The 25,269-nt window shown below is 73.4% G+C and carries 19 protein-coding genes; 10 read left to right on the forward strand and 9 right to left on the reverse strand.

Going from position 1 to position 25,269, the window contains the following annotated elements; genetic code table 11:
- The first annotated feature begins 361 nt into the window (after nt 1-361).
- The 6 genes from ACZ7LS_RS02560 to ACZ7LS_RS02585 all read left to right on the forward strand — a co-directional run bounded on the left by ACZ7LS_RS02560 (nt 362) and on the right by ACZ7LS_RS02585 (nt 14,381).
- Entirely contained in the window at nt 362-1,264 is a 903-nt protein-coding gene (locus tag ACZ7LS_RS02560) for a DUF4132 domain-containing protein (RefSeq protein ID WP_382518158.1), read from the forward strand.
- A gap of 101 nt (nt 1,265-1,365) precedes the next feature.
- Nucleotides 1,366-6,366: a hypothetical protein gene (locus tag ACZ7LS_RS02565; protein ID WP_385129938.1), complete on the forward strand. Its 5,001-nt coding sequence runs from the start codon at nt 1,366-1,368 to the stop codon at nt 6,364-6,366.
- 11 nt (nt 6,367-6,377) lie between these two features.
- On the forward strand, nt 6,378-7,535 hold the full coding sequence (locus ACZ7LS_RS02570) for an ATP-binding protein (protein ID WP_385130174.1): 1,158 nt from the start codon (nt 6,378-6,380) through the stop codon (nt 7,533-7,535).
- Between the two features lie 142 nt (nt 7,536-7,677).
- Nucleotides 7,678-11,523 (forward strand): DUF5682 family protein, encoded by a 3,846-nt coding sequence (locus ACZ7LS_RS02575; protein ID WP_385130172.1) that lies wholly within the window; start codon nt 7,678-7,680, stop codon nt 11,521-11,523.
- The gene (locus ACZ7LS_RS02580) at nt 11,520-13,454 is read left to right on the forward strand and encodes a thioesterase domain-containing protein (protein WP_385129936.1); all 1,935 of its coding nucleotides are present in this window, start codon (nt 11,520-11,522) and stop codon (nt 13,452-13,454) included. The genes ACZ7LS_RS02575 and ACZ7LS_RS02580 overlap by 4 nt, the downstream gene beginning before the upstream one ends.
- 72 nt (nt 13,455-13,526) lie before the next feature.
- On the forward strand, nt 13,527-14,381 hold the full coding sequence (locus tag ACZ7LS_RS02585; RefSeq protein ID WP_385129934.1) for a SanA/YdcF family protein: 855 nt from the start codon (nt 13,527-13,529) through the stop codon (nt 14,379-14,381).
- A 33-nt stretch (nt 14,382-14,414) separates the two neighbouring features.
- Here the strand turns inward: ACZ7LS_RS02585 and ACZ7LS_RS02590 are convergent, their stop codons facing one another.
- The 5 genes from ACZ7LS_RS02590 to ACZ7LS_RS02610 form a co-directional block, all read right to left on the reverse strand.
- Nucleotides 14,415-14,933 (reverse strand): gamma-glutamylcyclotransferase family protein, encoded by a 519-nt coding sequence (locus ACZ7LS_RS02590; RefSeq protein ID WP_383254152.1) that lies wholly within the window; start codon nt 14,931-14,933, stop codon nt 14,415-14,417.
- Entirely contained in the window at nt 14,930-15,259 is a 330-nt protein-coding gene (cutA, locus tag ACZ7LS_RS02595) for a divalent-cation tolerance protein CutA (RefSeq protein WP_385129932.1), read from the reverse strand. Before cutA ends, ACZ7LS_RS02590 begins: the two co-directional genes overlap by 4 nt.
- Nucleotides 15,260-15,307: 48 nt before the next feature.
- On the reverse strand, nt 15,308-17,257 hold the full coding sequence (locus tag ACZ7LS_RS02600) for an ABC transporter ATP-binding protein (RefSeq protein ID WP_385129930.1): 1,950 nt from the start codon (nt 17,255-17,257) through the stop codon (nt 15,308-15,310).
- Entirely contained in the window at nt 17,254-19,053 is a 1,800-nt protein-coding gene (locus tag ACZ7LS_RS02605; protein WP_385129928.1) for an ABC transporter ATP-binding protein, read from the reverse strand. Before ACZ7LS_RS02605 ends, ACZ7LS_RS02600 begins: the two co-directional genes overlap by 4 nt.
- A gap of 138 nt (nt 19,054-19,191) precedes the next feature.
- A complete protein-coding gene (locus tag ACZ7LS_RS02610) occupies nt 19,192-19,827 on the reverse strand; it encodes an NADPH-dependent FMN reductase (RefSeq protein ID WP_382518137.1) in 636 nt (211 codons plus the stop codon).
- A gap of 52 nt (nt 19,828-19,879) precedes the next feature.
- Between ACZ7LS_RS02610 and soxR the strand changes: the two genes are divergently transcribed.
- The 4 genes from soxR to ACZ7LS_RS02630 all read left to right on the forward strand — a co-directional run bounded on the left by soxR (nt 19,880) and on the right by ACZ7LS_RS02630 (nt 23,152).
- Nucleotides 19,880-20,335 (forward strand): redox-sensitive transcriptional activator SoxR, encoded by a 456-nt coding sequence (gene soxR / locus ACZ7LS_RS02615; RefSeq protein WP_382518134.1) that lies wholly within the window; start codon nt 19,880-19,882, stop codon nt 20,333-20,335.
- 36 nt (nt 20,336-20,371) lie between these two features.
- Nucleotides 20,372-21,166 carry an aminotransferase class IV gene (locus tag ACZ7LS_RS02620; RefSeq protein WP_385129926.1) on the forward strand — a complete coding sequence of 265 codons (795 nt, stop codon included), beginning with the start codon at nt 20,372-20,374 and terminating at the stop codon, nt 21,164-21,166.
- A gap of 382 nt (nt 21,167-21,548) precedes the next feature.
- Nucleotides 21,549-22,256, forward strand: a complete 708-nt coding sequence (locus ACZ7LS_RS02625; protein WP_385129924.1) for a hypothetical protein — start codon at nt 21,549-21,551, stop codon at nt 22,254-22,256.
- A 170-nt stretch (nt 22,257-22,426) separates the two neighbouring features.
- On the forward strand, nt 22,427-23,152 hold the full coding sequence (locus tag ACZ7LS_RS02630; protein WP_385129922.1) for a class F sortase: 726 nt from the start codon (nt 22,427-22,429) through the stop codon (nt 23,150-23,152).
- A gap of 33 nt (nt 23,153-23,185) precedes the next feature.
- On the opposite strand, the gene ACZ7LS_RS02635 is transcribed toward ACZ7LS_RS02630, so the two are convergent.
- The 4 genes from ACZ7LS_RS02635 to ACZ7LS_RS02650 all read right to left on the reverse strand — a co-directional run bounded on the left by ACZ7LS_RS02635 (nt 23,186) and on the right by ACZ7LS_RS02650 (nt 25,214).
- Complete coding sequence (locus ACZ7LS_RS02635) at nt 23,186-23,965, reverse strand: sulfite exporter TauE/SafE family protein (protein WP_129771029.1); 780 nt, start codon at nt 23,963-23,965, stop codon at nt 23,186-23,188.
- Nucleotides 23,966-24,052: 87 nt separating this feature from the next.
- The gene (locus ACZ7LS_RS02640) at nt 24,053-24,301 is read right to left on the reverse strand and encodes a DUF7848 domain-containing protein (RefSeq protein ID WP_382518121.1); all 249 of its coding nucleotides are present in this window, start codon (nt 24,299-24,301) and stop codon (nt 24,053-24,055) included.
- A 29-nt stretch (nt 24,302-24,330) separates the two neighbouring features.
- Complete coding sequence (locus ACZ7LS_RS02645) at nt 24,331-24,900, reverse strand: ATP-binding protein (RefSeq protein WP_385130170.1); 570 nt, start codon at nt 24,898-24,900, stop codon at nt 24,331-24,333.
- On the reverse strand, nt 24,900-25,214 hold the full coding sequence (locus tag ACZ7LS_RS02650) for a recombinase family protein (RefSeq protein ID WP_382518119.1): 315 nt from the start codon (nt 25,212-25,214) through the stop codon (nt 24,900-24,902). Before ACZ7LS_RS02650 ends, ACZ7LS_RS02645 begins: the two co-directional genes overlap by 1 nt.
- Nucleotides 25,215-25,269 lie beyond the last annotated feature (55 nt).

A 25,269-nucleotide genomic window follows, 5' to 3' on the forward strand; every position in this document is an offset into this window, starting at 1 on the left:
CTGTCGCCGCAGGTGTCTCTGCGGGTTCCGTCCCGTGCCACATGGCTGAGCTGGTGACCGAGTCGCTCGGTGATCCGGGCGAGGAGCTGCCCCGCGGTGTCGAAGGGGAACGGCCCCTCGTCGTCCGGTAACTCCCGCGCGGGCGGGGCGGGGGGCCGTGGGCGTATGGGGGGTCGTGGGGGTGACATGCGGTGGTGTGCCGGCTGCGTCATACGCCGATCGTGGCGGTTCCTGATTGCCGTGGGGTTGCGCGGTGGTGACGGTGTCTTTCCACAACCTCGCCGACGGCGCGGGGCGTTGTCAGACCCCTCACTTACTGTGATGGCAGTTCGGAACCAGAAGGTCGGGGAGGGGTCCTGCCATGGGCTGGATCGAGACAACGGGCGGGTATGCCGTCGCGCTGGACGGCACGCGCGTGCTGTGCCGGAACGCCGCGGGGCGCACGCTGAAGCAGGTGCCGCCGAAGCTCAGGGACGACGCGGAGGTCGTGCGGCTGCGGCAGTTGGCCGAGTGGCTGGAGCGGCACGAACGGGAGTGCCGGGAGCAGGTGGACACCTGGCTGGTGCGCTCGCTGCCGGTGCCGGTGGCGCTGCTGGCCCGGGTGTGGCCGGACGCGGCCTGGCAGTCGGCGCTGCGGGATCTCGTCGTGGCACCGGTGGCGGCGGACGGCTCTGCCGACACGGAACGTGCCGGATTTCTCCGGGACGCCGATCCGGCGCGGGGGCTGGGAATCGTCGATCTGGACGGTGACTCGGTGTGGTGGGGCGCGGCGGCGGTGGAGACGGTACTGATCCCGCATCCGGTACTGCTCGAAGAGCTGGCGGAGCTGCGGGAGTTCGCGGCGGAGCTGGGGGTCGAGCAGGGCGCCGAGCAGTTGTTCCGCGAGGTCTGGCGGCGGCCGGAGCCGGCCGGCGACACGGGCGGGGGCGGTACGGCCCAGGACTGGCGGGCGTACGCCGACGGGAAGTTCGCCCAGCTGCGGCACGCCACGGCCCGCGCGGTCTCGCTCGGGTACCGCGTGCGCGGCGGCCAGGCGGTGTGCCCGCTGGTGGAGGACGGCCGGCAGCTGGAGGCCGCGTACTGGCTGGGGGACGACTACCCGGAAGCGGAGACGCTGACCGGCTCGCTGGAGTGGCGTGACACGGCGGGGCGGCGGCTGCCGCTCGCCGAAGTGGGGCCGGTCGCCTGGTCGGAGGGCGAGCGGATGGCCGCGCTGGTGTACGCGGGCCGTGTGGTCGAGAGCGACGAGGAGAAGGCGCTGTGAGCGGCATGCGACCCCTGGGCGGGACACCGGCGGACGGAACATCAGTGGACGGCACACCGGCGGACGGGTCCATGGCCGGGACAACGGCGGACGGGAAGCCCATGGCAGACGGGTCCACGGGAGACGGGTCCGCGGCCGGGAAGCCCACGGCCGGGACGTCCGCGCACGCGAGCCTTACGGAGCGCGAGCGGCTGGAGAAAGACCTGCTGGAAGCGGGCGCGGTGCTGCCGCTCGGCGGTGCCGGGGGCGATGGGCTGACGGCGCGTTCGTACGGCCATCCCGCGCTGGACGAGCGCGCGGTGGTCCGGCTGGTCCCCGGTGCGATCGGGGCGGCCGAGGATCTCGCCCTGGAGTATCTGGGGTTCGGCGCCGCCGAGGTCGCCGAGGTCGGGCGGGTGAAACCGCGGTCGCTGGGCTTCCCGGCCTGGGCGCTGGTGAACGACCCCGCCAACGGCCATCACGCGCTGGCCGTCGTCAAGGAGATGGAGCGGCTCACGCGACTCGTCGCCACCAAGCCGGGGCTGGCGAAGGAGGGGTTCGACGAGATCGGCGAGCGGCTCGACCGGTCCGTCCCGCATTTCCTGCCGACCTACTACGAGCAGGTGGCACGGCTCTTCCTGGCCGTCGAGTCCCGGCAGCAGGCCTCGGTGTTCTTCGGCAAGGCGCGGGCGGCCGAGCAGCGGCACGCGCTGGCGGTGGACGAGGAGCGGTTGCGCGAAGTCTTCCTGGAGTTCGCCGGAGCGGGCGCGCTGTCCGGCAAGGCGCTGCGCGAGCACGCCAAGGCGCTGACGGTCCGGCTGTCGGCGGCCGAGGCGTACGGACAGTTCAGGGCGGTGTCGCTGGAGCGGTGCGCGGCCGGGCTCGCCCCCTACGCGGGCATGCTGGAGGATCTGCGGCGCCTCGCGAAGGGCGCCGGGCTGGACGCGGACGCGGAGGAGCGGTCGCTGCTCGCCGAGATCATCCACACCGGCCCGATGAACCGCGCGGCGGGGAGCTTCTGGAAGACCGCGCTGCCGGCCCTGGCCGCCGTCGCGGCCGAGGACCGCTCCGTGCGGGAGCGCCTGCTGACGCTGCTGCCCGCCACCGGCGGTGACAGGCCCGAGGAGTTCGACGCGTCCTGGCTGGCGCTGCTCGACCGGTGCGGGGCGGTCGAACTGCTGCTGGACGGGACGGTTCCGGCCGCCGAGTGGCTGTCGTCCTGGGCCGGGCACCGGCAGCGCGGCTGGCGGACCACCCCGCGTCTCGAAGCCGAACTGACCCTGGTGGAACGGCTGGTGGAGCGGCTGGTGGCCGACGGCACGCCGGTACGGCTGCTCAGGGGCTACGGCCGTCGTATGACGGCGGATCTGGATCTGCTCGACGCGTGTCTCGCGTGGGGCGTACCGGTCGTCGGCCCCTCGGAGGGCGCGTCGAAGATCGATCTGGCCGACTGGCTGACGGATGAACGCGACGGGCGCGGGGATCTGGTCGCGCTGACCGCCGATCCCCGGTTCACGCAACTGCTGCGCGCGGGCGTGGAGGAGGTGGCCGACAGCGGTGACGCCGCGGAGCTGCTCGGCAGGATCGCGGACCATCCCGCCCTGCGCACCGTGCTCGTGGGCTGGCTGACCGACCGTGCCGACGATCTGTCACAGCCCTTCGGACTGCCCGGTCTGGACGGTCTGCTGCGGCGGCTGAGCCGCTTCTCCTCGCCGTCCGTACTGGCGACGGCCCCGGAGGCGGTGCGCCGCATCACGGCGGTCTCGCCCGCTCCAGCCCTGGCCAGGACCCTGCGGGCGGGCATTCTCGACGAGCTGGGCTGGCCCGCGCTGGAGGAGGCGCTGCCGGGGCTCGGCAAGGTCGACGTGGAGGCGTCCGGACAGCGGTACGGCTACCGCGCCGACGCGTGGTACCAGCTGCGGGACTCCTGGCCCGCCCTGCTCGTCCGGGTCGGTGCGCAGGTCGCGGCGGTCGGGCCGAGGGCCGTGCTCGACCAGCGGCCGCTGACTCCCCCGGCGGCCTCGGCCCACTCCTGGGACGCGATGACGATCCGTTACGCCGGGGGCCAGTGGCTGATCGCCAACGGGTACGGCGACGACCGGCGGGCCGTGTGGTCGGGCCGTCCCGCCGAGGTGTTCCAGCCCAAGGGCGAGCTGGGCGACCACTGGACGGACGCCCAGACGCCGTCGTTCGAGCTGCCCGACGGCGGCCGCTGCTACGGCGGGCGGCCGGTGTACGCGGGCGACACCTCGTTCGCGGCGGAGCGGCGTCCGGTCGCCTCGGACGGCATCTCCGTATGGGTGCTCCACGAGAACCAGTGGTGGGAGTACGACCCGGAATCGGCCCGCAGGGGCCGGGTCTCGGTCCCCGCGTTCTTCGACTCGGCCCTGGCCGGGGGCGGCGTGCGGCTGCTGGAGCGGGCCTGCCGGCTGCTGCCCGTACAGCCCGGTCTGGAGTCCTCTCCGTTCGGCACGAAGGACGGGCTGCTGGGCTGGTGGGTGACGTACGACCCCAAGGAGGGCACGCTCACCGCCTGTTCGGTGGACGGAAGCCGGAGCCCCGCCGTGCCGGTGCCGGCCGGAGCCCGCGTCGAGCATCTCTCCGACGGCATTCCCGTGCCGCCGCTGCGGCTGCCCGGCGGGGCCTCGCTGTATCCGCGCGAGAGCCGTGGTTACGGCGCGTCGGTCTCCCTGTACGACGCCGACGGCGTGCGGGTCGCGCGCTTCGAGGACGGCGGCCGGGGCGGGGCGTACGCGGCGGGCACCGCGCTGGTGGCGCCGCTGGCGCACTGGCACGCGCTGCGGCCGCGTGACGAGCGGGGTTCGGCCGCGCTGCGCGCGGTGACGGACGCGGACGCGCGGGCGCTGCTCACCTCGGTCGCCGAGGGGACGGAGGCGGAGGCGGCGGTGCGCCGACTGCTGCCGGACATCACCCACCCCGGGCTGGTGGCGGGTGTGGCCGGGCTGGTGGACGAGGCGGCGCGGCACAGCGGGCGGATCGCCACGCTCGCCGAGCGCGCGGCGAGCGAGCCGGGCTCCGAGAGCGTGGCGGGGAAGGTCCTGCACGCCCACGACACCGTTCTGGGCAAGGCGTTCCAGGGCTTCGCCGTGTCGACGTACCGGTACTTCTACCACTACGTGCCCAACGAGACGGCGACGGTCCTCGAACAGCTGCGGCTGCTGCCGAAGGCGCTGGCACCGGCCGCGGTCCCCGGGCGCACGCCGCTCGAACGGACGAGGCAGGGGTGGGTGACGCTGGCCGGGACCGGGATGGCGGCGCTCGCGCTGCGCGCCGCCTCACCCGCCACCTCGGACGAACACCGGGCGGCGCTGCTGGAGTTCCTCGACGCGGCGCTGGCCGTCGGGGCGGACGGTGACGCGCTGCTGATCGATCCGCGCGGGCGGCTGCGCGCCTTGGAGCTGCGGATCCCCGGCAGCGACGAGAGCGAGCTCGCCGGTGACATACGGCACGCGGGGGCACGACGGCTGGTGATCCTCGGCCGGCTGCGGTCCGAGGACAAGGACGGCTACTGGCACTGCGTGGAGTACGACCCGGCGGGGGCCTTCGGCGGCTGGGACGGGTGCGCGCTCATCGAGTCCGAGGTGCTGGGCGCGGCGGACGATCCGGTACGCGCGCCGGTGGTGCGCCGGGTCCTGGAGCTGATACGGGAGCGCGGCCCGCTGCCGTACCGCCCAGAGCAGGCCGTGGAGTTCGCCGAGCGGGTCGGGATCGTCACGACCGCGGGTGCCCTTCTCCAGCTCGGCTCGCCGGGGATGAGCGGCTATCGGGGCCACGGCGTGCTGCCCGCCGCGTATCTGGAGGCGCTGGGCGTCAAGAACGCCGAGGTGGAGGTGGGGCTCTCCCTGCTCGACACGCTGAGCGTCGGCGAGCGGCGGGCCTTCAGCGGGCTGCTGCTGCCCGACGGTCCTGACCGGGTGGAGGAGCTGTGGACCACCGGGTTCGCGCTGGATCCACTGGTGGAGGCATGGATCGCCGCGCGAGGCAGGCGACGGCCCCTGCCGCCCCCGCTGATCAGGCGGCTGGTGGCCGAGCTGGGCGGCGGTACCTCCGCGCTGGACGCGCTCAACCCCGAGTGGCGACTGGAGCTGACCGGACGCACCGAACAGCGCATGGTGAACGGTGAGTTGGAGCCGGTGGAGCCTCGGCTGCTGCTGACCGGGGTCATGCTCCGCGCCACGGTCGACGCGCTGCGCTGGCTCGCGTACCGGCTGCCGTACGGCGACCCGCTGCGCGCGTTCCTGCCGGTCACCGCGCGCATGCTGCGGGAGCGGCTGGCGGACCCCGGCCTGCTGCTGCATCTGGGGGTCGACCGGGACTCCGCCTATGACCCGGTGTCCGGGCGGCTGCGCGAGGCCCGTGGTCTGGCGCCGGAGCGTGGCGCGGGCGACAAGGACCTGTTCGAGCTGTCACCGGCGCTGGTACTCACGCCCTCGCGGTACGGAAACCGCTGGGACACCGTGTGGGTGCGGCCCTCGGCCGTGCTGCCCGCGGAGGGGGCGGACGGGCAGGGCCGGGGCGAGGGGGGTCCCGACCATCCGGATCTGACACTGCTGGCGGCGACGGCGGGCGCGGCGCCGCAGCTGAGGGCGCTGCGGACGCTGCTCAGCGCGGAGTTCATGGAGCTGGTCACGGCGGACGGCCCGCCGGGTCACCCGCAGGACCCCCGGCTCGGTGCGCCGGAGCTGGTGGGCGAGGCGGCGGAGCGGTTCGGGCTCTCCGAGGACGCGGCCGTGCTCTATCTGATGCTGCTCGCGCTGCCCGATCCCACCGACCGCCATCAGGCCGAGTGGACGGGATGGAAGCCGGCCCGGCTGAAGAAGGCGCGGGCCGAACTGGCCGCCACGGATCTGGTGGTGGAGGCCAAGCGCGCGCGGGCGGGCCGCTCGCTGTTCCTGCCGGGCGGCTGGCTGGAGCAGAAGACGCCGCGGTTGCCGGCGGAGAGCTGGAAGACGGCGCTGCTGCCGTGGGACCTGCCGCTCTACGTGGTGCCCGACCGGCCGGTGCCGCAGCTGTACGGGGCCGCCTGGCGGCGGGTCGTCGAGGGCGACGTGCCAGGGTTCGAGGAGTTCCAGGGCCGGAGCGGCCGGGGAGGCAGACGATGACGGGGACAGAGATGACGGCGGAAGAGCGGGAGCCGGGGCAGCAACCGGGACGGCAGCTGGAGTTGGCCGAGGACCGGTACGCGGCGGAGCTGGCGTTCCTCGCGTCGTACGACACGGGCCCGCGGCCGCCGAGATGGCGGCTGACACCGCGTGCGGTGGTGCTGTTCGTCTGTGGTTCCGACGGCGAGGCGCTGCGGTCGGCCGACGGTGGACAGCTGGTCGTGTCACGGAAGTTCGTGGGCGACCGGGCGCTGGTGGAGCGGTGTGTGGTGACGCTGGCGGGCGAGCGCGGACTGCTGCTCGTCGGTGAGCCGGGCACCGCCAAGTCGATGCTCTCCGAGCTGCTCTCCGCCGCGGTGTGCGGCAGCAGCACGCTCACGGTGCAGGGCACCGCGGGCACCACCGAGGACCAGCTCCGCTACGGCTGGAACTACGCGCTGCTGCTGGCCAAGGGGCCGAGCCGGGAGGCCCTGGTGCCCTCCCCCGTTCTCACGGCGATGACGCGGGGCGCGGTGGCGCGGGTCGAGGAGGTCACGCGCTGTCTGCCCGAGGTGCAGGACGCGCTCGTCTCGATCCTGTCGGAGCGCCGTATGTCCGTGCCCGAACTGGCGGGCGGGCAGGGCGGGGACAGCACGGTGCACGCCGTGCCCGGCTTCACGCTGATCGCCACCGCCAACCTCCGCGACAAGGGCGTCTCCGAGATGTCCGCCGCCCTGAAGCGCCGGTTCAACTTCGAGACCGTCGGCCCGATCGGCGATCTCGACGCGGAGACGGAGCTGGTGCGCGGTCAGGCGACGGCGGCGCTGGCGCGCGGCGGCGCGTCGTTCTCCGTGGACGACACGGTGCTGGAGGCGCTGGTCACCGCGTTCCGTGATCTGCGGACGGGACGGAGCGCGGAGGGCTGGGAGATCGAGCGGCCCTCGACGGTCATGTCGACGGCGGAGGCGGTGCAGGTGGCCACGTCGATGGGGCTCGGCGCGACGTATCTCGGCGACGGCCGCGATGTCCTGCGTTCGCTGCCGGGTCATCTGCTCGGGACGGTGCGCAAGGATGATCCGGCGGACCACGCACGGCTGTTGGGGTACTGGGACGGCCCGGTGCGCCGCCGGGCGGAGGCGGGCGCTCCGCTGTGGCGGACGCTGTGGGGGCTGCGCGATGAGCTGGGATGAGCCGGGAGGCGGCGTGGATGACGCGTCCGCGCACGGCGACGGGGGGCCTGCCGGGGCGCTGGCCGGGCTGGCCGGGTGCCGGGAGCCGTATCTGATCGGGGTGCGGCACCACTCCCCGGCGCTGGCGGCGGCCGTGCCGGCGATGCTCGCGGAGGCGGCGCCGGAGGTGCTGTTCGTCGAGCTGCCCGAGGAGTTCGCACCCTGGCTGCCGTATCTCGCCGATCCGGCGACGGTGCCCCCGGTCGCCCTGGCGGGCGGCCGGGGCGAGGCGGCGGGCGGCGGGCTGGTGTTCCTGCCGTTCGCGGAGTTCTCGCCGGAGCTGGCGGCGATCCGCTGGGCGCGGGAAGCGGGAGTGGAGGTCGTTCCGTTCGACCTGCCGCTGACCGCGCGCGAGCCCGCCCCGCGGGCCGATACCGGGGCGGATGGGGCCGGTGAGTCCCATGAACCGGACGGGTCCGGGGAGTCCGGTGAGTCGCCCCCGGTCGGTGAGTCCGGTGGACCGGACGGCTCCGGGGAGTCCGGCGGACCGGCCCCGGGCAGTGAGTCCGGCGGCTCCGCCTGGACCGGTGGGGCGTTGGCCGCCGCGCTGCGGGCGCGGGCCGGGGGGCGGCCCGGGGACGATCTGTGGGACCGGCTTGTCGAGGCGGAGGCGCCCGGTTCCGGCCCCGAGGCGCTGCGGCGGGCCGCGCTGCTGGTCGGCTGGGCCCTGCGGTCGGACACGGGCACGGTCGATCCGTACGATCTGCGGCGCGAGGCGAACATGCGGCGCCGGCTGGCCGAGCGCGCGGGCCCCCGGGCGGCGGCCGTGATCGGCGCCTTCCACGCGCCCGCGCTGCTGCCGGGCGCCGCCGGAGCCGGACCCGGGACCGTGCCGCCGGAGCGGGCGGCCGAGCCCGCCGCCGGGGCCGCCGCCACGGCCGTCGTCACCTCGCTCGTGCCGTACTCGTACGCGCTGCTGGACGAGCGGTCCGGCTATCCGGCCGGGATCCGCGACCCGGAGTGGCAGCGCGGTGTGCATCTCGCGGCGGGCGATCCCGCTCTGCTGGACGATCTGCTCACGTCGACGGCCGTACGGATCTGCGCGGCCGTACGGGACGCCGGGCATCCGAGCGGGCCCGCCGACGCCCGCGAGGTGGTCCGGGTCGCGCGCGACCTGGCGGCGCTGCGCGGGCTGCCCGCCGCCGGGCGCGGTGAGCTGGCCGAGGCGGCCCAGACGGTACTGACACAGGGGCGGTTGTTCGGGCGGGGCCGGGTGGTGGCCGCCGCCATGGAACGGGTGCTGGTCGGGACGCGGCAGGGCAGGCTCGCGCCGGGCACGCCGCGTTCGGGGCTCGGCCCGGCCGTGGAGGCGCTGCTCGGCGCCCTGTCGCTGCCCACCCCGGCCGCGCCGGACCGCCGGGAGCTGCGTCTCGACGCGCACCGCGGCGATCTGGACCGGCGCCGTGAGCTGTGTCTGCGCCGGCTCGCCGCCTGCCGTGTCCCGTACGGGGAGGAGGGCGAGGTGGCGGGCGTGGGCGACGCCGCCCCGCTGACCACCCGCTGGGCCGTGGCCTGGTCTCCGTCGACCACCGCGATGCTCGATGTGGCGGGCGTTCACGGCGTGACGCTCGAACAGGCGGCGGCCGGGATGCTGCGCCGGCGGCGCGCGGCGGAGCGCGAGCGCGGCGGGCCGACCGCGGCCGAGGTGCTGTCCGGCCTGGAGGACGCGGCGCGTTGCGGACTGCCCGCGCTCGCCGCGGAGCGGCTCTCCGAGGCCGCCGGGCTGCTGCCCGCGTCCGGCACCCTGCCCGAACTGCTCGCGGGTCTCGCCCTGTTGGACCGGATCGGATCGGGCCATCTGCCCGGACTGCCCGCCGGGTGGGAACGGGACGCGCTCGGCGCGGCGTACGAGGAGCTGGCCGCGGCCGGGGTCCGGTCGCTGGACGGGCTCGCCGGTTCCACCGACCCGGCCGACGCACGCGCCCTGGTCTCGCTGGCCGACCGGGCGGCCGCGGTACTGGGCCCTGTCCGGTCGGTCTTCGCGGGCCCGCCACACCGCGGCGACATCAGCGGCTGCCGCTGCGCGCCGCACCCCGCCGCGTCGTCGGAGTCGCCCGGGGACATCCCGTACGAGGACGATCCTCCGCCTTGCGAGGTACGGCGCCAGGCGCCGGCCGATCCGAGAGGATCGACGGGACAGGACCTGGGCGGCGGGTTCCGGCTCGACGCCGCGCTGAAGCGTCTCGACGCCGGGGCGACGCCGCTGATCCGGGGCGCGGCGGGGGCGGCCCGGGTGCTGCTGGGGCTGCGGGAGGCGGCGGAGTTCGGCACACGTCTGGCGTCCCGCGTGGACAGCGCGACGACCCCCGCGCTCCGCGCCGACCTGGCCGGATTCCTGCGCGGGACGCTGCTCGCGGCAGGCCCGCTGCTGGAGACCGGCCGCGCGCTCGATCCGTTGCTGGAGCGGATCGAGGCGCTGCCCGACCGGGGCTTCCTCGACCGGCTCCCGTCGCTGCGCGCCGGTTTCGACACGCTCTCCCCCGCGGCCCGCTCGCGGCTGCTCGCCACGGTGGAGGACCGCACGGGCCTCGCCGCGGGCGCCCTCCCCGGGGCGCTGTCGGATCCGGCGGCGCCGGCGCTGCTGGCCGCGGCCGATCTGGCGGGCCGCGAGGCCCTGGCGGCGCGGGGGCTGGACACCGCTGCGCCGGCGGGCGCGCCCGGCATGGCGCGTGCGCGTGACGTGGCGAGCGTGGCGGAGGCGGCTCCCGGTGGTTCCGATGGCTCCGGCGTGCCCGGCCGCGGCCCCGTCGCCAGCCCCGTCAACGGCTCCGTCCACGGCTCCGTCCACGGCTCCGTCCACGCGAGCGTCGGCCCGGCGGGAGCCATCGCGCTCACCCCCGGTGAGCGGTGGCGGCTGCTGCTCGGGCGGGGCCGGCGGCTCACGGGCGGAGCCGCCAGGATCGCCGGTGCGCTCGATGAGCTGTACGGGTACGGGCGGGGCGAGGGCGAGCGCGGTGAGGAGCGTGCCGGGGGCGGCTCCCGGGGCGGGGACGGGGCGTCGTATCCCGATGTCCGCTCCTGGTCCGAGGAGTTGTCCGCGCTGTTCGGGCCCGGCGTACGGGAAGAGGTGCTCGCCGCCGCGGCCGGTACGGGACGGCTCGACGCCGCCCTGGAGCTGGACCCGGCCTCGGCGCGGCCGTCGGTGGAGCTGCTGCGTACCGTCCTCTCGTACGCCGGCGGGCTTCCCGAGCATCAGCTCGCCCGGCTGCGGCCCCTGGTGGCCCGGCTGGTGGCCGAGCTGACCGAGGCGCTGGCCAACCGGCTGCGTCCCGCCCTCACGGGCCTCTCCCATCCGCGCCCGACCCGGCGCCCCGGCGGGCCGCTGGATCTCGCCCGTACGCTGCGCGCGAACCTGGCGACCGCGCGCCGCGATCCGGACACCGGCGCGGTGACGGTCCTGCCCGAACAGCCCGTCTTCCGCACGCGCGCCCGTAAGGCGGCCGACTGGCGGCTGGTGCTGGTCGTGGATGTCTCGGGCTCGATGGAGGCGTCGACGGTCTGGGCCGCGCTCACCGCCTCCGTACTGGCCGGTGTCCCCGCGGTGAGTACGCACTTCGTCGCGTTCTCCACCGAGGTGCTCGACCTCACCGACCAGGTCGACGATCCGCTGAGCCTGCTGCTGGAGGTCCGGGTCGGCGGCGGTACGAACATCGCGCGCGGGCTGCGCCACGCCCGTGAGCTGGTGACGGTGCCGTCCCGCACGCTGGTCGTGCTGATCAGCGACTTCGAGGAGGGCGGCCCGGTCTCCCCGTTGCTCACGGAGGTACGGGCGCTGGTCGACGCGGGCTGTCATGTGCTGGGCTGCGCCTCACTCGACGACGAGGGGCGGCCACGGTATTCGGCCGGTGTGGCGGGCCAGTTGGTGGGGGCGGGGATGCCGGTGGCGGCGCTCAGCCCTCTGGAGCTGGCCCGCTGGGTCGGCGAACGCGTAGGAGGTGCGCGCCGATGAGGACGGATTCCACGGCGAATTCCACGGCGGAATCCACGGCGGATCCCGCGTCCGTACTGCCGCCGGTGAGCGCCGAAGTGGCGGCCGGGGCGCTCGATCTGCTGCCCGCGCGGCTGCGCAAACGCGTGGACGGGGCGGTGGCGAAGGCCGCCGGCTGGCCGGTGGAGGCGACGGCGGACGGGGTCCTGGTGCGGGTCGCGGAGGACACGGCCGTGACGTTGAAGGTCACGGCCGGGATCGTGGCCGCCGCGGAGGACGCGGTGTGCGGTTGTCTGCTGGCGCCGGCCTGTCTGCACCGGGCGGCGGTCCTGTCGCTCGCCCCTCTCGCGGTCGACCAAGCGGCACCGGCACCGGCGTCAGCACCCGCACCCGCACCCGCACTGGCATCGGCATCGGCATCGGCGCCCGCAACGGCGTCGGCTCCCACGGTCGCCGTCGAACCCGCTCTCACCCCGGCCCAGGCGAATGCCCTCGACGCGCTCCGGGACGCCGTGACCGCCGTCCTGGTCGCGGGCGTCTCCGGCTCCGGCGCGGTCCACCGCGCCGAGCTGCTGCATGCCGCCCACTCGGCGCGGCTGGCCGGGCTGTACCGGCCAGCCGGCACGGCGGTCCGCATCACGCGACTGCTGGGCGAGGCCCGTTCCGATGACCCGGCGTTCCGGCTGTCCGGGCTGTCGGGCGAGCTGGCGGAGCTGCTGGATCTGGTGCGCCGCCCGGCCGCCGCCCTTTCCCCGGCCCGCCGCGACTACCGGCCGCAAGGGCCGCTCCGGTTGTACGGACTGTTCACCGAACCGGTGGTGACCGCGTCCGGATACGCGGGCGCCACGGTCTACGCGCTCACCCCCGACGGCTCGCTCCGTACGCTCTCGGATGTCGCCCCCGGCGGACCGGAGCGCGCGCTCCAGGCCTCGGGCTCACCGGTGCCCGGCGGCTGCGCGCTCGGGCTGCGTGAGTTGGGCGACGGCGGCGGGGTGATCCTCACGGCGCCCACGGTCTCGCCGGACGGCCGGATCGGCGGCGGTGGAGCGGTACGGTCCGTACGTGCCGCCGGCGCGGGCTGGCGGGAAGCGCCGCTCGCCGCCCTCTGGGAGCGGCCACCCGCCGAACAACTGGCGTCGGCACTGCGCTGGTTGTCCGAGCCCGCCGACGCCCGTGAGGCGGGCGGCGATCTGCTCTTCCTCGACGGCGTCGTCACCAGCGCGGGCTTCACCGTGGCCGCGGGTCCCACGCTGCGGCTGGCGGCGCCGGACGAGCGGCCGGAACTCCCCTACGCCGAGAACCTCTCGCTGTTCGCGGGCCGCCGGGGACTCGCGCTGCGGCTGATCGCCCGGGTCGTGCCGGACCGGCCCGACCGGGTGCTGGTGCTCGCCGCGTCCTGGTCCGGCCACGACGGGGAGCCCGTCCGCGCCGACCTGGGGCTGCGCCTGCTCAACCGCGCGCACATCCCGGCGGGACCTGGGAGACCTACGGAACCTGCGGGACCTACGGGACCTACGGGACCTACGGGACCTACGGGACCTACGGCTGCTGGCGCGCCGTCAGGACCCGCCGTACCGGCGCGACCGACCGTACCGGCGGGGCTCACTGGGCCGGCGGAGGGGGAGGCGCCGCCCGCGCTCCCCATCGAGCTGGACCTGCTGCGCAGGACCGTCGACCGCGCCGTCGCGGGCGGTCGCGCGGTGACGGCCGCGTCCGCGGACGGCGAACTGCCCCGCCGGCTGCGGGCGGTGGGCCTCACCACGGGCGCGCGGCGGGTCGAGGCACTGCTGGAAGCGGCGGCGGACCGCCGCCATGACGTCCTGGGCCGGCTGCTGCCCGCCGACCCCGGCGGCTTCGCCCTGGCCTGGCTGGCGGCGGCGGTCTACGCGTCGGCGGCGACCGAGTCGCTGCTGGTGGCCGCCTGGGCACCACCGGACATATCCGCGAACTGATCGGCGCCGCCGATCGTCGTACAGAGCAGAGAGCGGGTTGAACGAGGAGTCCAGGACCACCCAGGGGGGACCATGCCACTGCCGAAGCTGTCACGCCCGCGCAGGACGCGCCCGCGTACGCCACAACCGCTTACGCCACGCCCGCGTACGCCACAACCGCTTACGTCACGGCTGCGTGTGCCACGCCTACGGGTGCCAAAGCCGCGCGCTCTCCGGCTGAAACGTCCGCCTCGGCGACCGGGAGAGGCCCGGCCCTGGCGGTCCCGGCTCACCCAGCGCCGCAGGAGACACCTCGTGCAGGCCGTCATGCTCGGGTGCGTCCTCGCGCTGGTGCCCTCGACATGGACGCACGCGGTCGCGGACAGCCGGATCCGTACGGTCGCGGAGGTGCCGGCGCGGGACGTGGCCATGGTCTTCGGTGCCGGGCTGCGGTCCGGCCGCCCGACGCCGTATCTCGCGCACCGGCTCGACGCGGCGGCGGAGCTATACCACGCGGGCAAGGTGAAGGTCGTGCTGGTGACCGGGGACAACAGCCGGGAGGAGTACGACGAGCCGGACGCGATGCGGACGTATCTGGTCGGGCGCGGAGTGCCGGACGACCGGATCGTCAGCGACTACGCGGGGTTCGACACCTGGGACTCGTGCGTGCGGGCCAAGAAGATATTCGGGGTCGACCGGGCGGTGCTGGTGACGCAGGGGTTCCACGTCCGGCGGGCGGTGGCGCTCTGCGGGGCGGCGGGCGTCGAGTCGTACGGCGTCGGTGTCGCGGAGCGGCGTGACGCGACCTGGTACTACGGCGGGATACGGGAGGTGTTCGCCTCGGCGAAGGCGGCGGCGGAGGCGGCACTCCGGCCGGATCCCCTGTTTCTCGGACCGGCGGAGACGGGGGTGACCGAGGCGCTGGCGGCCGGCGGCGGCGCCCGCTGACGCCCGTCACGCCGGCCGCCACCCGGGCCGGGGTCAGCGCGGGCGGACGTGGGCGAGCCAGTCGCCGTCCGCGATCAGCCGTCCGCGGGCCCGTAGCGCGCGGGCGACGCGTGGCGCCGCGAAGTACACCCATGCCCTCGCCGGGGTGCCGTCCGCCCGCAGGACATCGCGGGCCACCCGTACGTACAGGTTGCGCGGATCGTCGGGGGTCCGGTACTCCTCCAACTCGTCGAGTACGGCGAGCAGTTCGTCGTACGCACCCGGCTTCGCCGTGACGAGCTCGCCGACGACCGCCCCGGCGCCGCTCCCGGCGCCGGGAGCACCGGGAGCACCGGGAGCGGCCGTACCGGGGTGAGCCGCGCCCGGGGCGTCCGTACCGGCGGCCTCGATCGCGTACGGATAACCGGGGCCGTCGTACAGCAGCGCTCCCGCCAGCCTGGCGGGTTCCTCCGCCGCCACGCGTCCGCGCAGGTACAGGTCATGGTTGTGCTCGCCGGGCCGCAGTGTGCCGTAGACGAAGAACGGGAGACTCATCGGGCACGGAAGGCTCATCGTGCGACGGTCTCCTCGGCGATCCACGCCAGGTACTCCGCGCTCCCCCGCACCACCGGCGTGGCGATGATCTCGGGTGTCTCGTAGTCGTGGGCCTCCTTCAGATGGGCCTCCAGCGCGTCATAACGGGCAGCGGTGGTCTTGAAGAGGATCTGCCACTCCTCGCTGGTCTCGATCGCGCTCCGCCAGCGGTACACGGAGGTGACCGGCGCGGAGATCTGCGCGCAGGCGGCGAGCCTGGCCTCGATCACGCCCCGGGCGAGTCGCTCGGCCTTGTCGGCACTGTCGGTCGTGGTCAGCACGGTCAGACACTCGGCGAGCGGCACGAGCGGACTCCTTCGGGTTCCGGATGATCGGTGGAGGGCCGGGGGACCTTACACCGCGAGGGCGGCGAACTGCGAGGCGTACAGCCGCGCGTACGCGCCCTCCGCCGCCAGCAGTTCGTCGTGCGAGCCCTGTTCGACGATCGCGCCGTTCTCCATCACCAGGATCACGTCCGCGTCCCGGATCGTGGAGAGCCGGTGCGCGATCACAAAGCTCGTACGGCCCGAACGCAGGGAGGACATGGCCCGCTGGATGAGGACTTCGGTGCGGGTGTCCACCGAGCTGGTCGCCTCGTCCAGGACCAGGATGGCCGGTTCGGCGAGGAACGCCCGTGCGATGGTGAGGAGTTGCTTCTCGCCCGTGCTGAGTCCCCCGCCCTCCTCGTCCACGACCGTGTCGTAACCGTCGGGGAGCGTACGGATGAACCGGTCCGCGTGCGTGGCGCGGGCCGCCTCGACGATCCGTTCGCGCGAGGCGTCGCCGGGGACGCCGTAGGCGATGTTGTCCGCGATCGTCCCGCCGAAGAGCCAGGTGTCCTGGAGGACCATGCCGATCCCCGACCGCAGCCGCTCCCTCGGGATCCGCGCGATGTCGACGCCGTCGAGCGTGATCCGGCCGCCCGTCACCTCGTAGAACCGCATCAGCAGATTGACCAGCGTGGTCTTGCCGGCGCCCGTCGGCCCGACGATCGCGACCGTCTGGCCCGGCTCCACGACGAGGGACACGTCCTCGATGAGCGGCTTCGCCGGCTCGTACCGGAACGACACCTTCTCGAACGAGACCGTCCCAGGACCTGTGCCCGGACCCGTCCTGCCCGCGCCCGCGCCGACACCTACGCCTACGCCTACACCTGTGTCCGCTGCCGCGTCGCCTTCCGGGGACGCCACCTCCGCCACCTCTTCGTCCGCCACCTCTTCGTCCGCCACTTCTTCGTCCGCCACCTCTTCGTCCTCGTCCAGCAGGTCGAAGACCCGCTCGGCGGAAGCGATGCCCGACTGGAGGAGATTGGCCATGGAGGCGAGCTGGGTGACCGGGCCGTTGAATTCGTACGAGTACTGGACGAATGCCTGGACATCGCCGATGGACAGTGTCCCCGAGGCGACCCGGAGCCCGCCGGCCACCGCGATCAGCACATAGGTCAGATTGCCGACGAAGCTCAGCGCGGGCTGGATGACCCCCGAGATGAACTGCGCCCGGAAACTCGCCTCGTACAGCTCCTCGTTGTGTTTCTCGAAGGTACGGACGGCCTCGCGCTTACGGCCGAATACCAGCACCTCGGCGTGACCGGTGTACATCTCCTCGACATGGCCGTTGAGCCGGCCGGTGACGGCCCATTGACTGACGAACTGCGGCTGGGCGCGCTTCCCGATCCGTGCCGCCGCCAGGACCGACACCGGCACGGTCGCCAGGATGATCAGCGCCAGCGCTGGAGAGATCCAGAACATCATCGCGAGCACACCGACGAGCGTCAGCAGCCCGCGCACCATCTGGGCGAACGCCTGCTGCATGGTCTGGATGATGTTGTCGATGTCATTGGTGGTGCGGGAGAGGACCTCGCCGCGCGGCTGCTTGTCGAAGTACGTGAGCGGCACCCGTGACAGCTTCGTCTGCGCCTCCTCGCGCAGCCGGTAACCGGCCCGCTGGACGACCTCCATCGTGAGCCGCGTCTGCGCCCAGGTGAGGGCGGCGGAGACGGCGTTCAGGGAGAGGACGACGGCGAGGACGCGTGCCACCGCCGGGTAGTCGACACCGTACGGACCACCGGCACCGGAGACCACCAGGTCGGTGGCGTGGCCAAGGATCTTCGGGAGGACGACGGCGAGCCCGACGGCGGCCGTCCCGGCGGCGAGCACGCCCAGCACCAGCCTCCGTTCGGGCGCCATCGTCCGCAGCAGACGGACGGCGGACCGGCGGAAGTCCAGGGAGCGTTCGAGGGACGGTCCCGCGATCAGACCGGGGCCACGCTGCGGCGCGGGCCCCCGGCGTTCCGGAGCGCTCATGCGGCTTCCTCCTCGCTGAGCTGGGAGAGGACGATCTCCCGGTAGGTGTCGTTGTCCCGCATGAGCTGTTCGTGGGTGCCCGTGCCGACGACCCGGCCCTCGTCGAGGACCACGATCCGGTCGGCGCCGCGGATGGTGGAGACGCGCTGGGCGACGATCACCACGGTCGCGCCCGCGGTCTCTCTGGCCAGCGCCGCCCGGAGCGCCGCGTCGGTGGCGTAGTCCAGCGCCGAGAACGAGTCGTCGAAGAGATAGATCTCGGGGCCGGCCACCAGCACCCGTGCGAGGGCGAGGCGTTGGCGCTGTCCGCCGGAGAGATTGCCGCCGCCCTGGGCGACCGGCGCGTCGAGCCCCTCCGCCAGCGCGGCCACGAAACCGGCCGCCTGCGCGGTCTCCAGTGCCCGCCACAGCTCGTCGTCGGTCGCGTCGGGTTTCCCGTACCGAAGGTTGGAGGCGACCGTTCCGGAGAAGAGGTACGGCTTCTGCGGTACGAATCCGACCGTACGGGCGAGCAGGGCCGGGTCCATGGTCCGGATGTCGGCGCCCCCGATCCGTACCTCGCCCTCGGTCGTGTCGAGCAGTCTCGGCACCAGATTGAGCAGGGTGGTCTTGCCGCTGCCCGTGGAGCCGATGACGGCGGTCGTACGGCCTGGCCGCGCGGTCAGATCAACCGCGCGCAGCACGGGCTCCTCGGCTCCGGGGTAGCGGAATCCGGCGCCCCGGATCTCCAGCCGACCGGCCTCGGCGAGCCGCGACCCCGACACCGGCGCCCCGGACGCGTAAGCCCCGGACACCGGCGCCCCGGACGCGTAAGCCCCGGACACCGGCGGTTGAGCCCCGGACGGGTCCGTCTCCAGTACCTCCTGGATGCGCTCAGCGCTCACCGCCGCGCGCGGCAGTTGCATCAGCAGAAACACCGTCATCATCACGGCCATCAGGAACTGCATCAGATAGCTGAGGAAGGCGATCAGCGAACCGGCCTGCAACGCGCCCGAGTCGAGGCGATGGCCACCGGCCCAGATGATCGTGACGGTCGCGAGCTGCCACACCAGCATGACCGTCGGCAGCATCACGGACGTGAGGCGGCCGGTCCGCAGGGCGACGGTCATCAGCTCCTGGTTGGCCCGCGCGTACCGCCGCTGCTCGTGCGTGTCGCGCACGAAGGCCCGGATGACCCGTACCCCCGTGATCTGCTCCCGCATCATCCGGTTGACCTGGTCGATACGGCGCTGCATGCCCTGGAAGAGCGGTGGCATCCGCCGGACGATCAGGCCGAGACAGCCGCCGAGCAGCGGTACGAAGACCAGCAGCAGCAGCGAGAGCGGCACATCCTGTCTGACGGCCATGGCGATCCCGCCGACACAGGTCAGCGGGGCGGCGACCAGCATGGTCAGTCCGATCGCCGTCAGCGTCTGGACCTGCTGGACGTCATTGGTCGTCCGGGTGATCAGCGAGGCGGCGCCGAAGCGGCCCATCTCCCGTACGGAGAAGTCCTGCACCCGGGAGAAGACGGCGGACCGCAGATCGCGGCCGGCGCCCATGGCGACCCGGGCCCCGAAGTACACGGCCGCCATGGCGGCCAGGATCTGGAGCAGGGTGACGGCGAGCATCACACCGCCCGTCGACAGCACATGGCCGGTGTCGCCGGTCAGTACACCGTTGTTGATGATGTCGGCGTTGAGCGTGGGCAGATAGAGCGTGGACAGCGTCTGGATCAGCTGGAGCAGGACGACCAGCGCGAGCGTCCCCGCGTAGGGGCGCAGCCGGTGGCCCAGCAGGCGCGTCAGGACAGACATCTCTTGAGTCCCCCGTATTCGACGTAATCGACGTATTCGACGTACTCGATGCGTGCGGTGCGTGCGGTGCGTGCGGTGCGTGCGACGTGTTCGACGTGCGTGGGCGGGCGGGGCGCGGCGGACCGTCGTCAGCCGGCGTCAACCGGCGTACGGGCGGGTGGACTTGGCCTCGCGCAGCGCCAGCCCCCACCAGGCGAGCCGGTCGAGCATCGTCCGCGCGGCGGCGTCGCACTCGGCGGGGTCCCGGTGCCTGCCCTCGGTGTCGAAGTGCGCGTGGGCGTTGTGGAAGGAGACCGTGTCCCGGACGGTGACGGCATGCATCTCGGCGAAGACCTGGCGCAGTTGCTCGACGGCGCGCAGTCCGCCGGACATCCCGCCGTAGGAGACGAACCCGACGGGCTTGGCCTGCCATTCGACGAAGTGCCAGTCGATCAGCGCCTTGATGGCGGCGGGGAAGGAGTGGTTGTACTCGGGGGTGAGGACGACGAAGGCGTCGGCGGCGGCCAGCACCGGTGTGACCTTGTCGAGTTCGGCCCGTACGGCGGGACCCGGGCGGGAGGAGAGAGGGGCCGACAGATCCGTGTCGGCGAGGTCGATGAACGTGGTGGTGAAAGCCTGGTGCTCGGCGGCGCGGGAGAGGAACCAGTTGGAGACGACAGGGCCGAAGCGGCCCTCGCGGTTGCTGCCCAGGATGACGGCGAGCCGGAGCGCGCTCTCGTTCCCGGTGTGTCCGGGCATGGCGGTGATCGCGGATTCCCGCGTGGTGAGGTCCATGGGAAGAGCGTCATACTTCAACCATGGTTCAGGTCAAGCTACCCTGGCCGGCATGACGCATCTCGCCTGGAACGCCAAGGAAGCCACCGTCGGTGAACTGGCCGAACGCAGCGGCGTCGCCCCCTCCGCGCTGCGCTTCTACGAACGTGAGGGGCTGATCAGCAGCCGGCGTACGACCGGGAACCAGCGCCGCTACAGCCGGGACACGCTCCGCCGGGTCGCCTTCATCCGCACCTCGCAGCGCCTCGGCATCCCGCTCGCCACGATCCGTGACGTCCTGGGGCTGCTGCCGGAGGACCGTACGCCCACCCCGGAGGACTGGGCGCGGATCTCCGAGTGCTGGCGGGACGATCTCGACCAGCGCATCCGTACGCTGCGACGGCTGCGCGACAACCTCGCGGAGTGCATCGGCTGCGGCTGTCTGTCGCTGGACCGGTGCGTGCTCTCCAACCCGGGTGACGAGCTGGCCGCGCACGGGCCGGGACCGCGCCGGCTCATAGAGGACTGACCGATCGGGTCGCGGCGAGCGGCATACGGTAAGGCCATGACGACTTCCGCCCCGGCACCACAGCTGCTGATAGAGGTCGACGGCCGGCCCGCCACCGAGGCCGACCTGCGGCTCCGCGCGCTCGATACGTACGGCCACTTCACCGCCATGCAGATCAGGGACGGCCGGGTACGCGGTCTGGACCTCCATCTCGCGCGGCTGGACGCCTCGACCCGGGAGCTGTTCGGCTCGGGTCTGGACGGCGAGCGCGTACGAGCCCTGCTCCGGCACGCGCTCGGTGACGTACGGGACGCCGCCGGGCGGGTCTACGTGCACTGGCCCGAGGGGGCGGCCGAGGCGAGTCTGATGGTGACGATCCGGCCGCCCGCGACCCCGGACGGCCGGGCGCAGAGCCTGATGTCCGTCCCGTATCTGCGCCCCGTCGCGCACGTCAAGCATCTGGGCGGCTTCGCCCAGAACCACTACGGGCGGGTGGCCAGGAAGGCGGGGTTCGACGACGCGCTGCTGACCGGCGGGGGCGGGGTGGTGGCCGAGGCCGCGATCGCCAACATCGCTTTCTGGGACGGCGATTCGGTGGTCTGGCCGGACGCGCCGTTCCTGACGGGTATCACCATGGCGCTGGTGGAGCCCCGTCTCCCGGCCGCCGGTCTGCCGTCGGTACGCCGTGAGGTCACCCTGGCGGACCTGCCCCGGTACCGGGCGGCCCTGGTCACCAACTCGCGCGGGATCGCTCCGGTGAGCCGGATCGACGACACGGTCTTCCCGGGGGACGCGGCGCTGCTGAGGAAGGTGACCGCGCTGTACGACGGGGTGGAGTGGGACCGCCTCTGAGCGACGCGACGGACCCGGCGGACCCGACGGACCCGGCGGACCCGGCGGACCGGCCTCCGCCACGGCCGGAGCCGCGTGCCATGCGCCACGTGCCGAGTACCGCGAGCCGCGCGCCATGTGCCGCGTACCGGGACCAGAGCACGGCCCCCGGCCTCCTCGGCCGCCGCGCCGCGCCGGGTCACCCGTTCAGCGCGGCACCGGCCCCGCTGCCGACGGACCTCCGTCGCTCCGCCGTGACCTGCGAAGACGTCGGCGCGCGGGCCCGGCACGCGGCCCCCACCGGGCGAATCTGATCGCCCATCAGCAGGCGTGCGCGCCCTGGGGCGCCTTATCTCGGAGGAAGACGCGTACCGCGCTCCCGCCGGCCTCGGAGGATGCCATCATGCCGACCACTGCCCGCCTGCTGACCGGAACCGCGCTGGCAGCCGCCGCGATAGCACTGACCGTCGCGGGCACCACGGCGGCCGTCGCCGTGGACCGCGACGGTAGCTGGGACGGCGCGCGTGACGGGGGCGGTGAGGCGGCCGGTGCGCGGGGCGGTGAGGCGGCCGGTGAGGCGGCCGGTGCGGGGGGCGGTGAGGCGGTCGGTGCGGGGATCCGTGACAACAGCCGGGAGGGCGGTTGGGACAGCGGGCGCGCCGGGGCCCAGGAGGGCGGGCGCGAGCGCGGGAGGCCGGCGCAGCTGGAGCTGTCTCCCAGGTACGTGCGCCCCGGCACCAAGGTCGTCGTCAGGACCACCGCCTGCGGACGTGAAGGCCGTGGCCGCGGCTTCGCCGGGTCCGTGGGCGCCAAGGAGTTCAGACTCGATCGCGCCGCCCCCAAGGACGCCGTGGCCGGAGAGTTCCGGGTGGCGCGCCACGCCAGGACCGGAACGCACACCATCCGAGTGCGGTGCGACAACGGCAGAGAGGCCCACGGCGCGCTCTTCGTGGAGCACGGCGGGCCGAGCGGCCATGTGAGAACCGGGGTCGGCGGCAGCGTCACCCCCGACACCACCCAGATCGCGGCGGGCATGGCCATTCTGGCCGGGACCGCCGCCGGCGGGACCTGGCTCCTGCGTCGCCGGGCGAGCGGCACGCAGGCGAGCTGACGGGCAGGCCTCCACCGCCCCGGTCCCGCCCCGCGTCCCCGTCCCCGTCACGCTCATCGCTGACGGGGGCGGGGAACCTCTCCCCTCACAGGAGCACTCCCCTCGCAGGACCTCTCCCTCCGCGGGAAACGACGAGAAGCACGGGAAACGACAACAGGAGAACAGGACTGATGACCGCCAGGGCCAGGCGCAGAGGCAGAGGCATGTACGGAGCCGGGTGCGGCGCCATATGCGGAGCGGGCAGAGGCGCCTGCGCGTGCGGAGCCGGCGGTGGCCGGGCCGGAGGCGGCGGCTCGGGCTGGCTGATAGCCATTCCCGTCTGTGTCGGGATCTGGCTCGTCCAGAACGGCTCCGAGCCCGTGACCCCGCCCCAGCCGACCGCGGCGGAGGCGTTCGCCGCGGGGCCGGGCAGCCACACCGAGGCCGCCGCCGCTCCGATGCGGTCCTCGGCCCCGGTCCGTCTGAGCATCCCCGAGATCACGGTGGACGCGCAGGTCCTCGGGCTGGGGCTGGGACGCGACGGCAGTCTCGACGTACCGCCCTCCGGCATCCGGAACATCGTGGGCTGGTACAAGGACGGTGCCACCCCGGGCGCCAAGGGGACCGCGATCGTCGCCGGTCATGTCGACAACGCGCAAGGACCCGCCGTCTTCTACGAGCTGGGCACGCTCAAGAAGGGCCATCACATCGAGGTGACCCGCGCGGACGGCAGTACCGCCGTCTTCACGGTCGACGCGCTGGAGGTCTACGACAACGCCGAGTTCCCCGACCGCAGGGTGTACGGGGCGACGGACCGGGCCGAGCTACGGGTGATCACCTGCGGGGGCGGCTTCGCCAAGAAGGGCGGCTACCAGGGCAATGTCGTGGCGTACGCGCATCTCGTCGGCGCGAGATAGCGCCGGGGCGAAGGCGCGGGGCCGGCCGCGCGCTCATGCCGTCCACTGGTCGAAGGCGAGCTTCGCGACCAGCGAGAACACCACCACCAGCAGTACCCCGCGTACGAACTCGCTCCCCTTCCGCAGCGCCATCCGCGCACCCATCATCCCGCCCGCCAGATTGAACACCGCCATCAGCGCGGCGAGTTGCCACAGCACGGTGCCCTGGTAGGCGAACATCGCGAGCGCGCCGCCGTTGGTGCAGACGTTCACGATCTTCGCGGTGGCGGAGGCCGTCACCAGATCGAGGTGGAGCACGGCGGTGAGCGCGAGCACGAGAAACGTGCCCGTACCGGGTCCGAACAGCCCGTCGTAGAAGCCGATCCCGCCGCCGACCAGCACGATCGCGGTGACCGTACGCGCCCGGGTGACCGGGCCGCCCGCCCGCGTCCCGCCGAAGGACGGCCGCAGCAGGACGAAGGCCGCCACGCCGAGCAGCACCACCATGATCACGGGCCGGAGCACATCGCTGCTGATCCCCGCCGCGAAGAAGGCACCGGCCATCGAACCGGCGAGGGCCGCGAGCCCGATCCGTACGGCCGTCTTCACCTCGACCGGCGCCTTGCGCAGATAGGTCACGGCCGCGCCCGAGGTGCCGACGATGGCGACCGCCTTGTTGGTGCCGAGGATGTGTGCGGCGGGTACGTGCGGCAGTCCGAGGAGCATCGCGGGCAGGAGCAGCAGTCCGCCCCCGCCCACCACGGCATCGATCCAGCCCGCCGCCCCGGCGGCGAGACAGAGCACGATGAGCATGGTCAGCGATATGTCGGGCATGATCGCGACCCTATGGACGGGACGTGTGCCCCGTCCATGGATCCCGGGAGAGTGTGAGATAGCCGGACCTTCGTCGCTCCCCGCCGCTCAAGCGGCGCCTCGCCCCGGTTTCACACGCCAGAAGCTGTCCGTCGTCAATCGGTAGCGGTCATGTCCGGGGTTCTGCTCGGTGTGTTTCAACGTCCACACCTCGACCGGAAGGCGGCTGTCGTCCACGACGTCCGACATGGCCGAGCACTCCCGGCACTCCACCATGAAGATGGCCTTCGGCTCGTCCTCGCTGATGTCGGTGCTGAGCACCCAGCCACGGGACCGGTGGATCACGTCAATACTCATCGTTGCCACTCCCGGGTGGTATCGGTCGGTCACAGCGCTTCCAGCCCGGCCAGAAGAAGGCGAAGAAGCCCGGCATCCGGCCTCGCCGCCGACGTGCCGGCAGAGCGGGCGGACTTCTGGCGCTGCGGCAGGGGCATCGGCGCGGGCGGACTTACCGCCAGCTCGGCCCACACCACCTTGCCGCCCGCGATGCGATAGGAACCCCACCGTTGTGCGAGCTGTTGGACGAGGAAGAGGCCGCGTCCGTTCTCCGCGTCGTCGTCGGCGTGCCTGAGCACAGGCGATTCGCCCGACGCGTCCCACACCTCGATGACAACACTGTGCCGCAGGCCGACCAGGCGCACCGTGACGAGGCTGAGTTCCGCCAGCTCGCTCCATGTCGGTCGGTCGGCCAGAATCCCCGTCGCGGCGACGGCGTTGGTCACTAACTCCGAGGCGATCAGAAGGGCGTCGTCCTCGATGAGCGGCGCCTGCCACGTGGACAGGGTGAGCCTGAGGAAGTGCCGCGAAGCGGATACCGCCGAGCGCACAGCGGCGAGTGACAGTTGATCGAAGAAGCGAACGCCCTGGGGGCGATACGGCGGTTCGTGGCTCATCATCAGCACTCGTCCAAGCTGACGACTTCCGCGCCGGTGGCGCAGGTCAGATGCATCACCATGGCGTCCTGAAGCGACCGGTTGAGGGCCAGCTCCCGGTAGGACGGCACGATCACGTGGCGCGCTTCCGCGTGCCTGACCGCGTCGACCAGTTCCGTGAAGGCCGACTGCCCACTTGAGACGTACTCGTGGAACACCGTGGCCAACAGGAAGCCGTTGGCTTCGGCGTAGGTGTGCATGTCGTCCTGCTTCCGCTTCGCCTCCTCGTCGCTCAGGTCGTCGGGGACGCGCATGTAGCCAAAGATCAGCGGATTCATCGCTTAGCTCTCCCTCGCCATGCCGGGAATCACGGAGTGTGCTCACGGCGGCTCT

The organism is Streptomyces sp. NPDC039430 (genome assembly GCF_055639435.1).

Excerpts from the sequence above, each read along its gene's own strand:
- ACZ7LS_RS02590 (WP_383254152.1), bottom strand. The coding sequence starts at position 14,933 with ATGAGCCTTCCGTGCCCGATGAGTCTCCCGTTCTTCGTCTACGGCACA.
- ACZ7LS_RS02580 (WP_385129936.1), top strand. The coding sequence starts at position 11,520 with ATGAGGACGGATTCCACGGCGAATTCCACGGCGGAATCCACGGCGGAT.
- ACZ7LS_RS02585 (WP_385129934.1), top strand. The coding sequence starts at position 13,527 with ATGCCACTGCCGAAGCTGTCACGCCCGCGCAGGACGCGCCCGCGTACG.
- ACZ7LS_RS02640 (WP_382518121.1), bottom strand. The coding sequence starts at position 24,301 with ATGAGTATTGACGTGATCCACCGGTCCCGTGGCTGGGTGCTCAGCACC.
- ACZ7LS_RS02620 (WP_385129926.1), top strand. The coding sequence starts at position 20,372 with ATGACGACTTCCGCCCCGGCACCACAGCTGCTGATAGAGGTCGACGGC.
- ACZ7LS_RS02605 (WP_385129928.1), bottom strand. The coding sequence starts at position 19,053 with ATGTCTGTCCTGACGCGCCTGCTGGGCCACCGGCTGCGCCCCTACGCG.
- ACZ7LS_RS02600 (WP_385129930.1), bottom strand. The coding sequence starts at position 17,257 with ATGAGCGCTCCGGAACGCCGGGGGCCCGCGCCGCAGCGTGGCCCCGGT.
- ACZ7LS_RS02575 (WP_385130172.1), top strand. The coding sequence starts at position 7,678 with ATGCTCGCGGAGGCGGCGCCGGAGGTGCTGTTCGTCGAGCTGCCCGAG.
- ACZ7LS_RS02635 (WP_129771029.1), bottom strand. The coding sequence starts at position 23,965 with ATGCCCGACATATCGCTGACCATGCTCATCGTGCTCTGTCTCGCCGCC.
- ACZ7LS_RS02565 (WP_385129938.1), top strand. The coding sequence starts at position 1,366 with ATGGCAGACGGGTCCACGGGAGACGGGTCCGCGGCCGGGAAGCCCACG.
- ACZ7LS_RS02650 (WP_382518119.1), bottom strand. The coding sequence starts at position 25,214 with ATGAATCCGCTGATCTTTGGCTACATGCGCGTCCCCGACGACCTGAGC.
- ACZ7LS_RS02625 (WP_385129924.1), top strand. The coding sequence starts at position 21,549 with ATGCCGACCACTGCCCGCCTGCTGACCGGAACCGCGCTGGCAGCCGCC.
- soxR (WP_382518134.1), top strand. The coding sequence starts at position 19,880 with ATGACGCATCTCGCCTGGAACGCCAAGGAAGCCACCGTCGGTGAACTG.
- ACZ7LS_RS02630 (WP_385129922.1), top strand. The coding sequence starts at position 22,427 with ATGACCGCCAGGGCCAGGCGCAGAGGCAGAGGCATGTACGGAGCCGGG.
- ACZ7LS_RS02560 (WP_382518158.1), top strand. The coding sequence starts at position 362 with ATGGGCTGGATCGAGACAACGGGCGGGTATGCCGTCGCGCTGGACGGC.
- ACZ7LS_RS02645 (WP_385130170.1), bottom strand. The coding sequence starts at position 24,900 with ATGATGAGCCACGAACCGCCGTATCGCCCCCAGGGCGTTCGCTTCTTC.
- ACZ7LS_RS02610 (WP_382518137.1), bottom strand. The coding sequence starts at position 19,827 with ATGGACCTCACCACGCGGGAATCCGCGATCACCGCCATGCCCGGACAC.
- ACZ7LS_RS02570 (WP_385130174.1), top strand. The coding sequence starts at position 6,378 with ATGACGGCGGAAGAGCGGGAGCCGGGGCAGCAACCGGGACGGCAGCTG.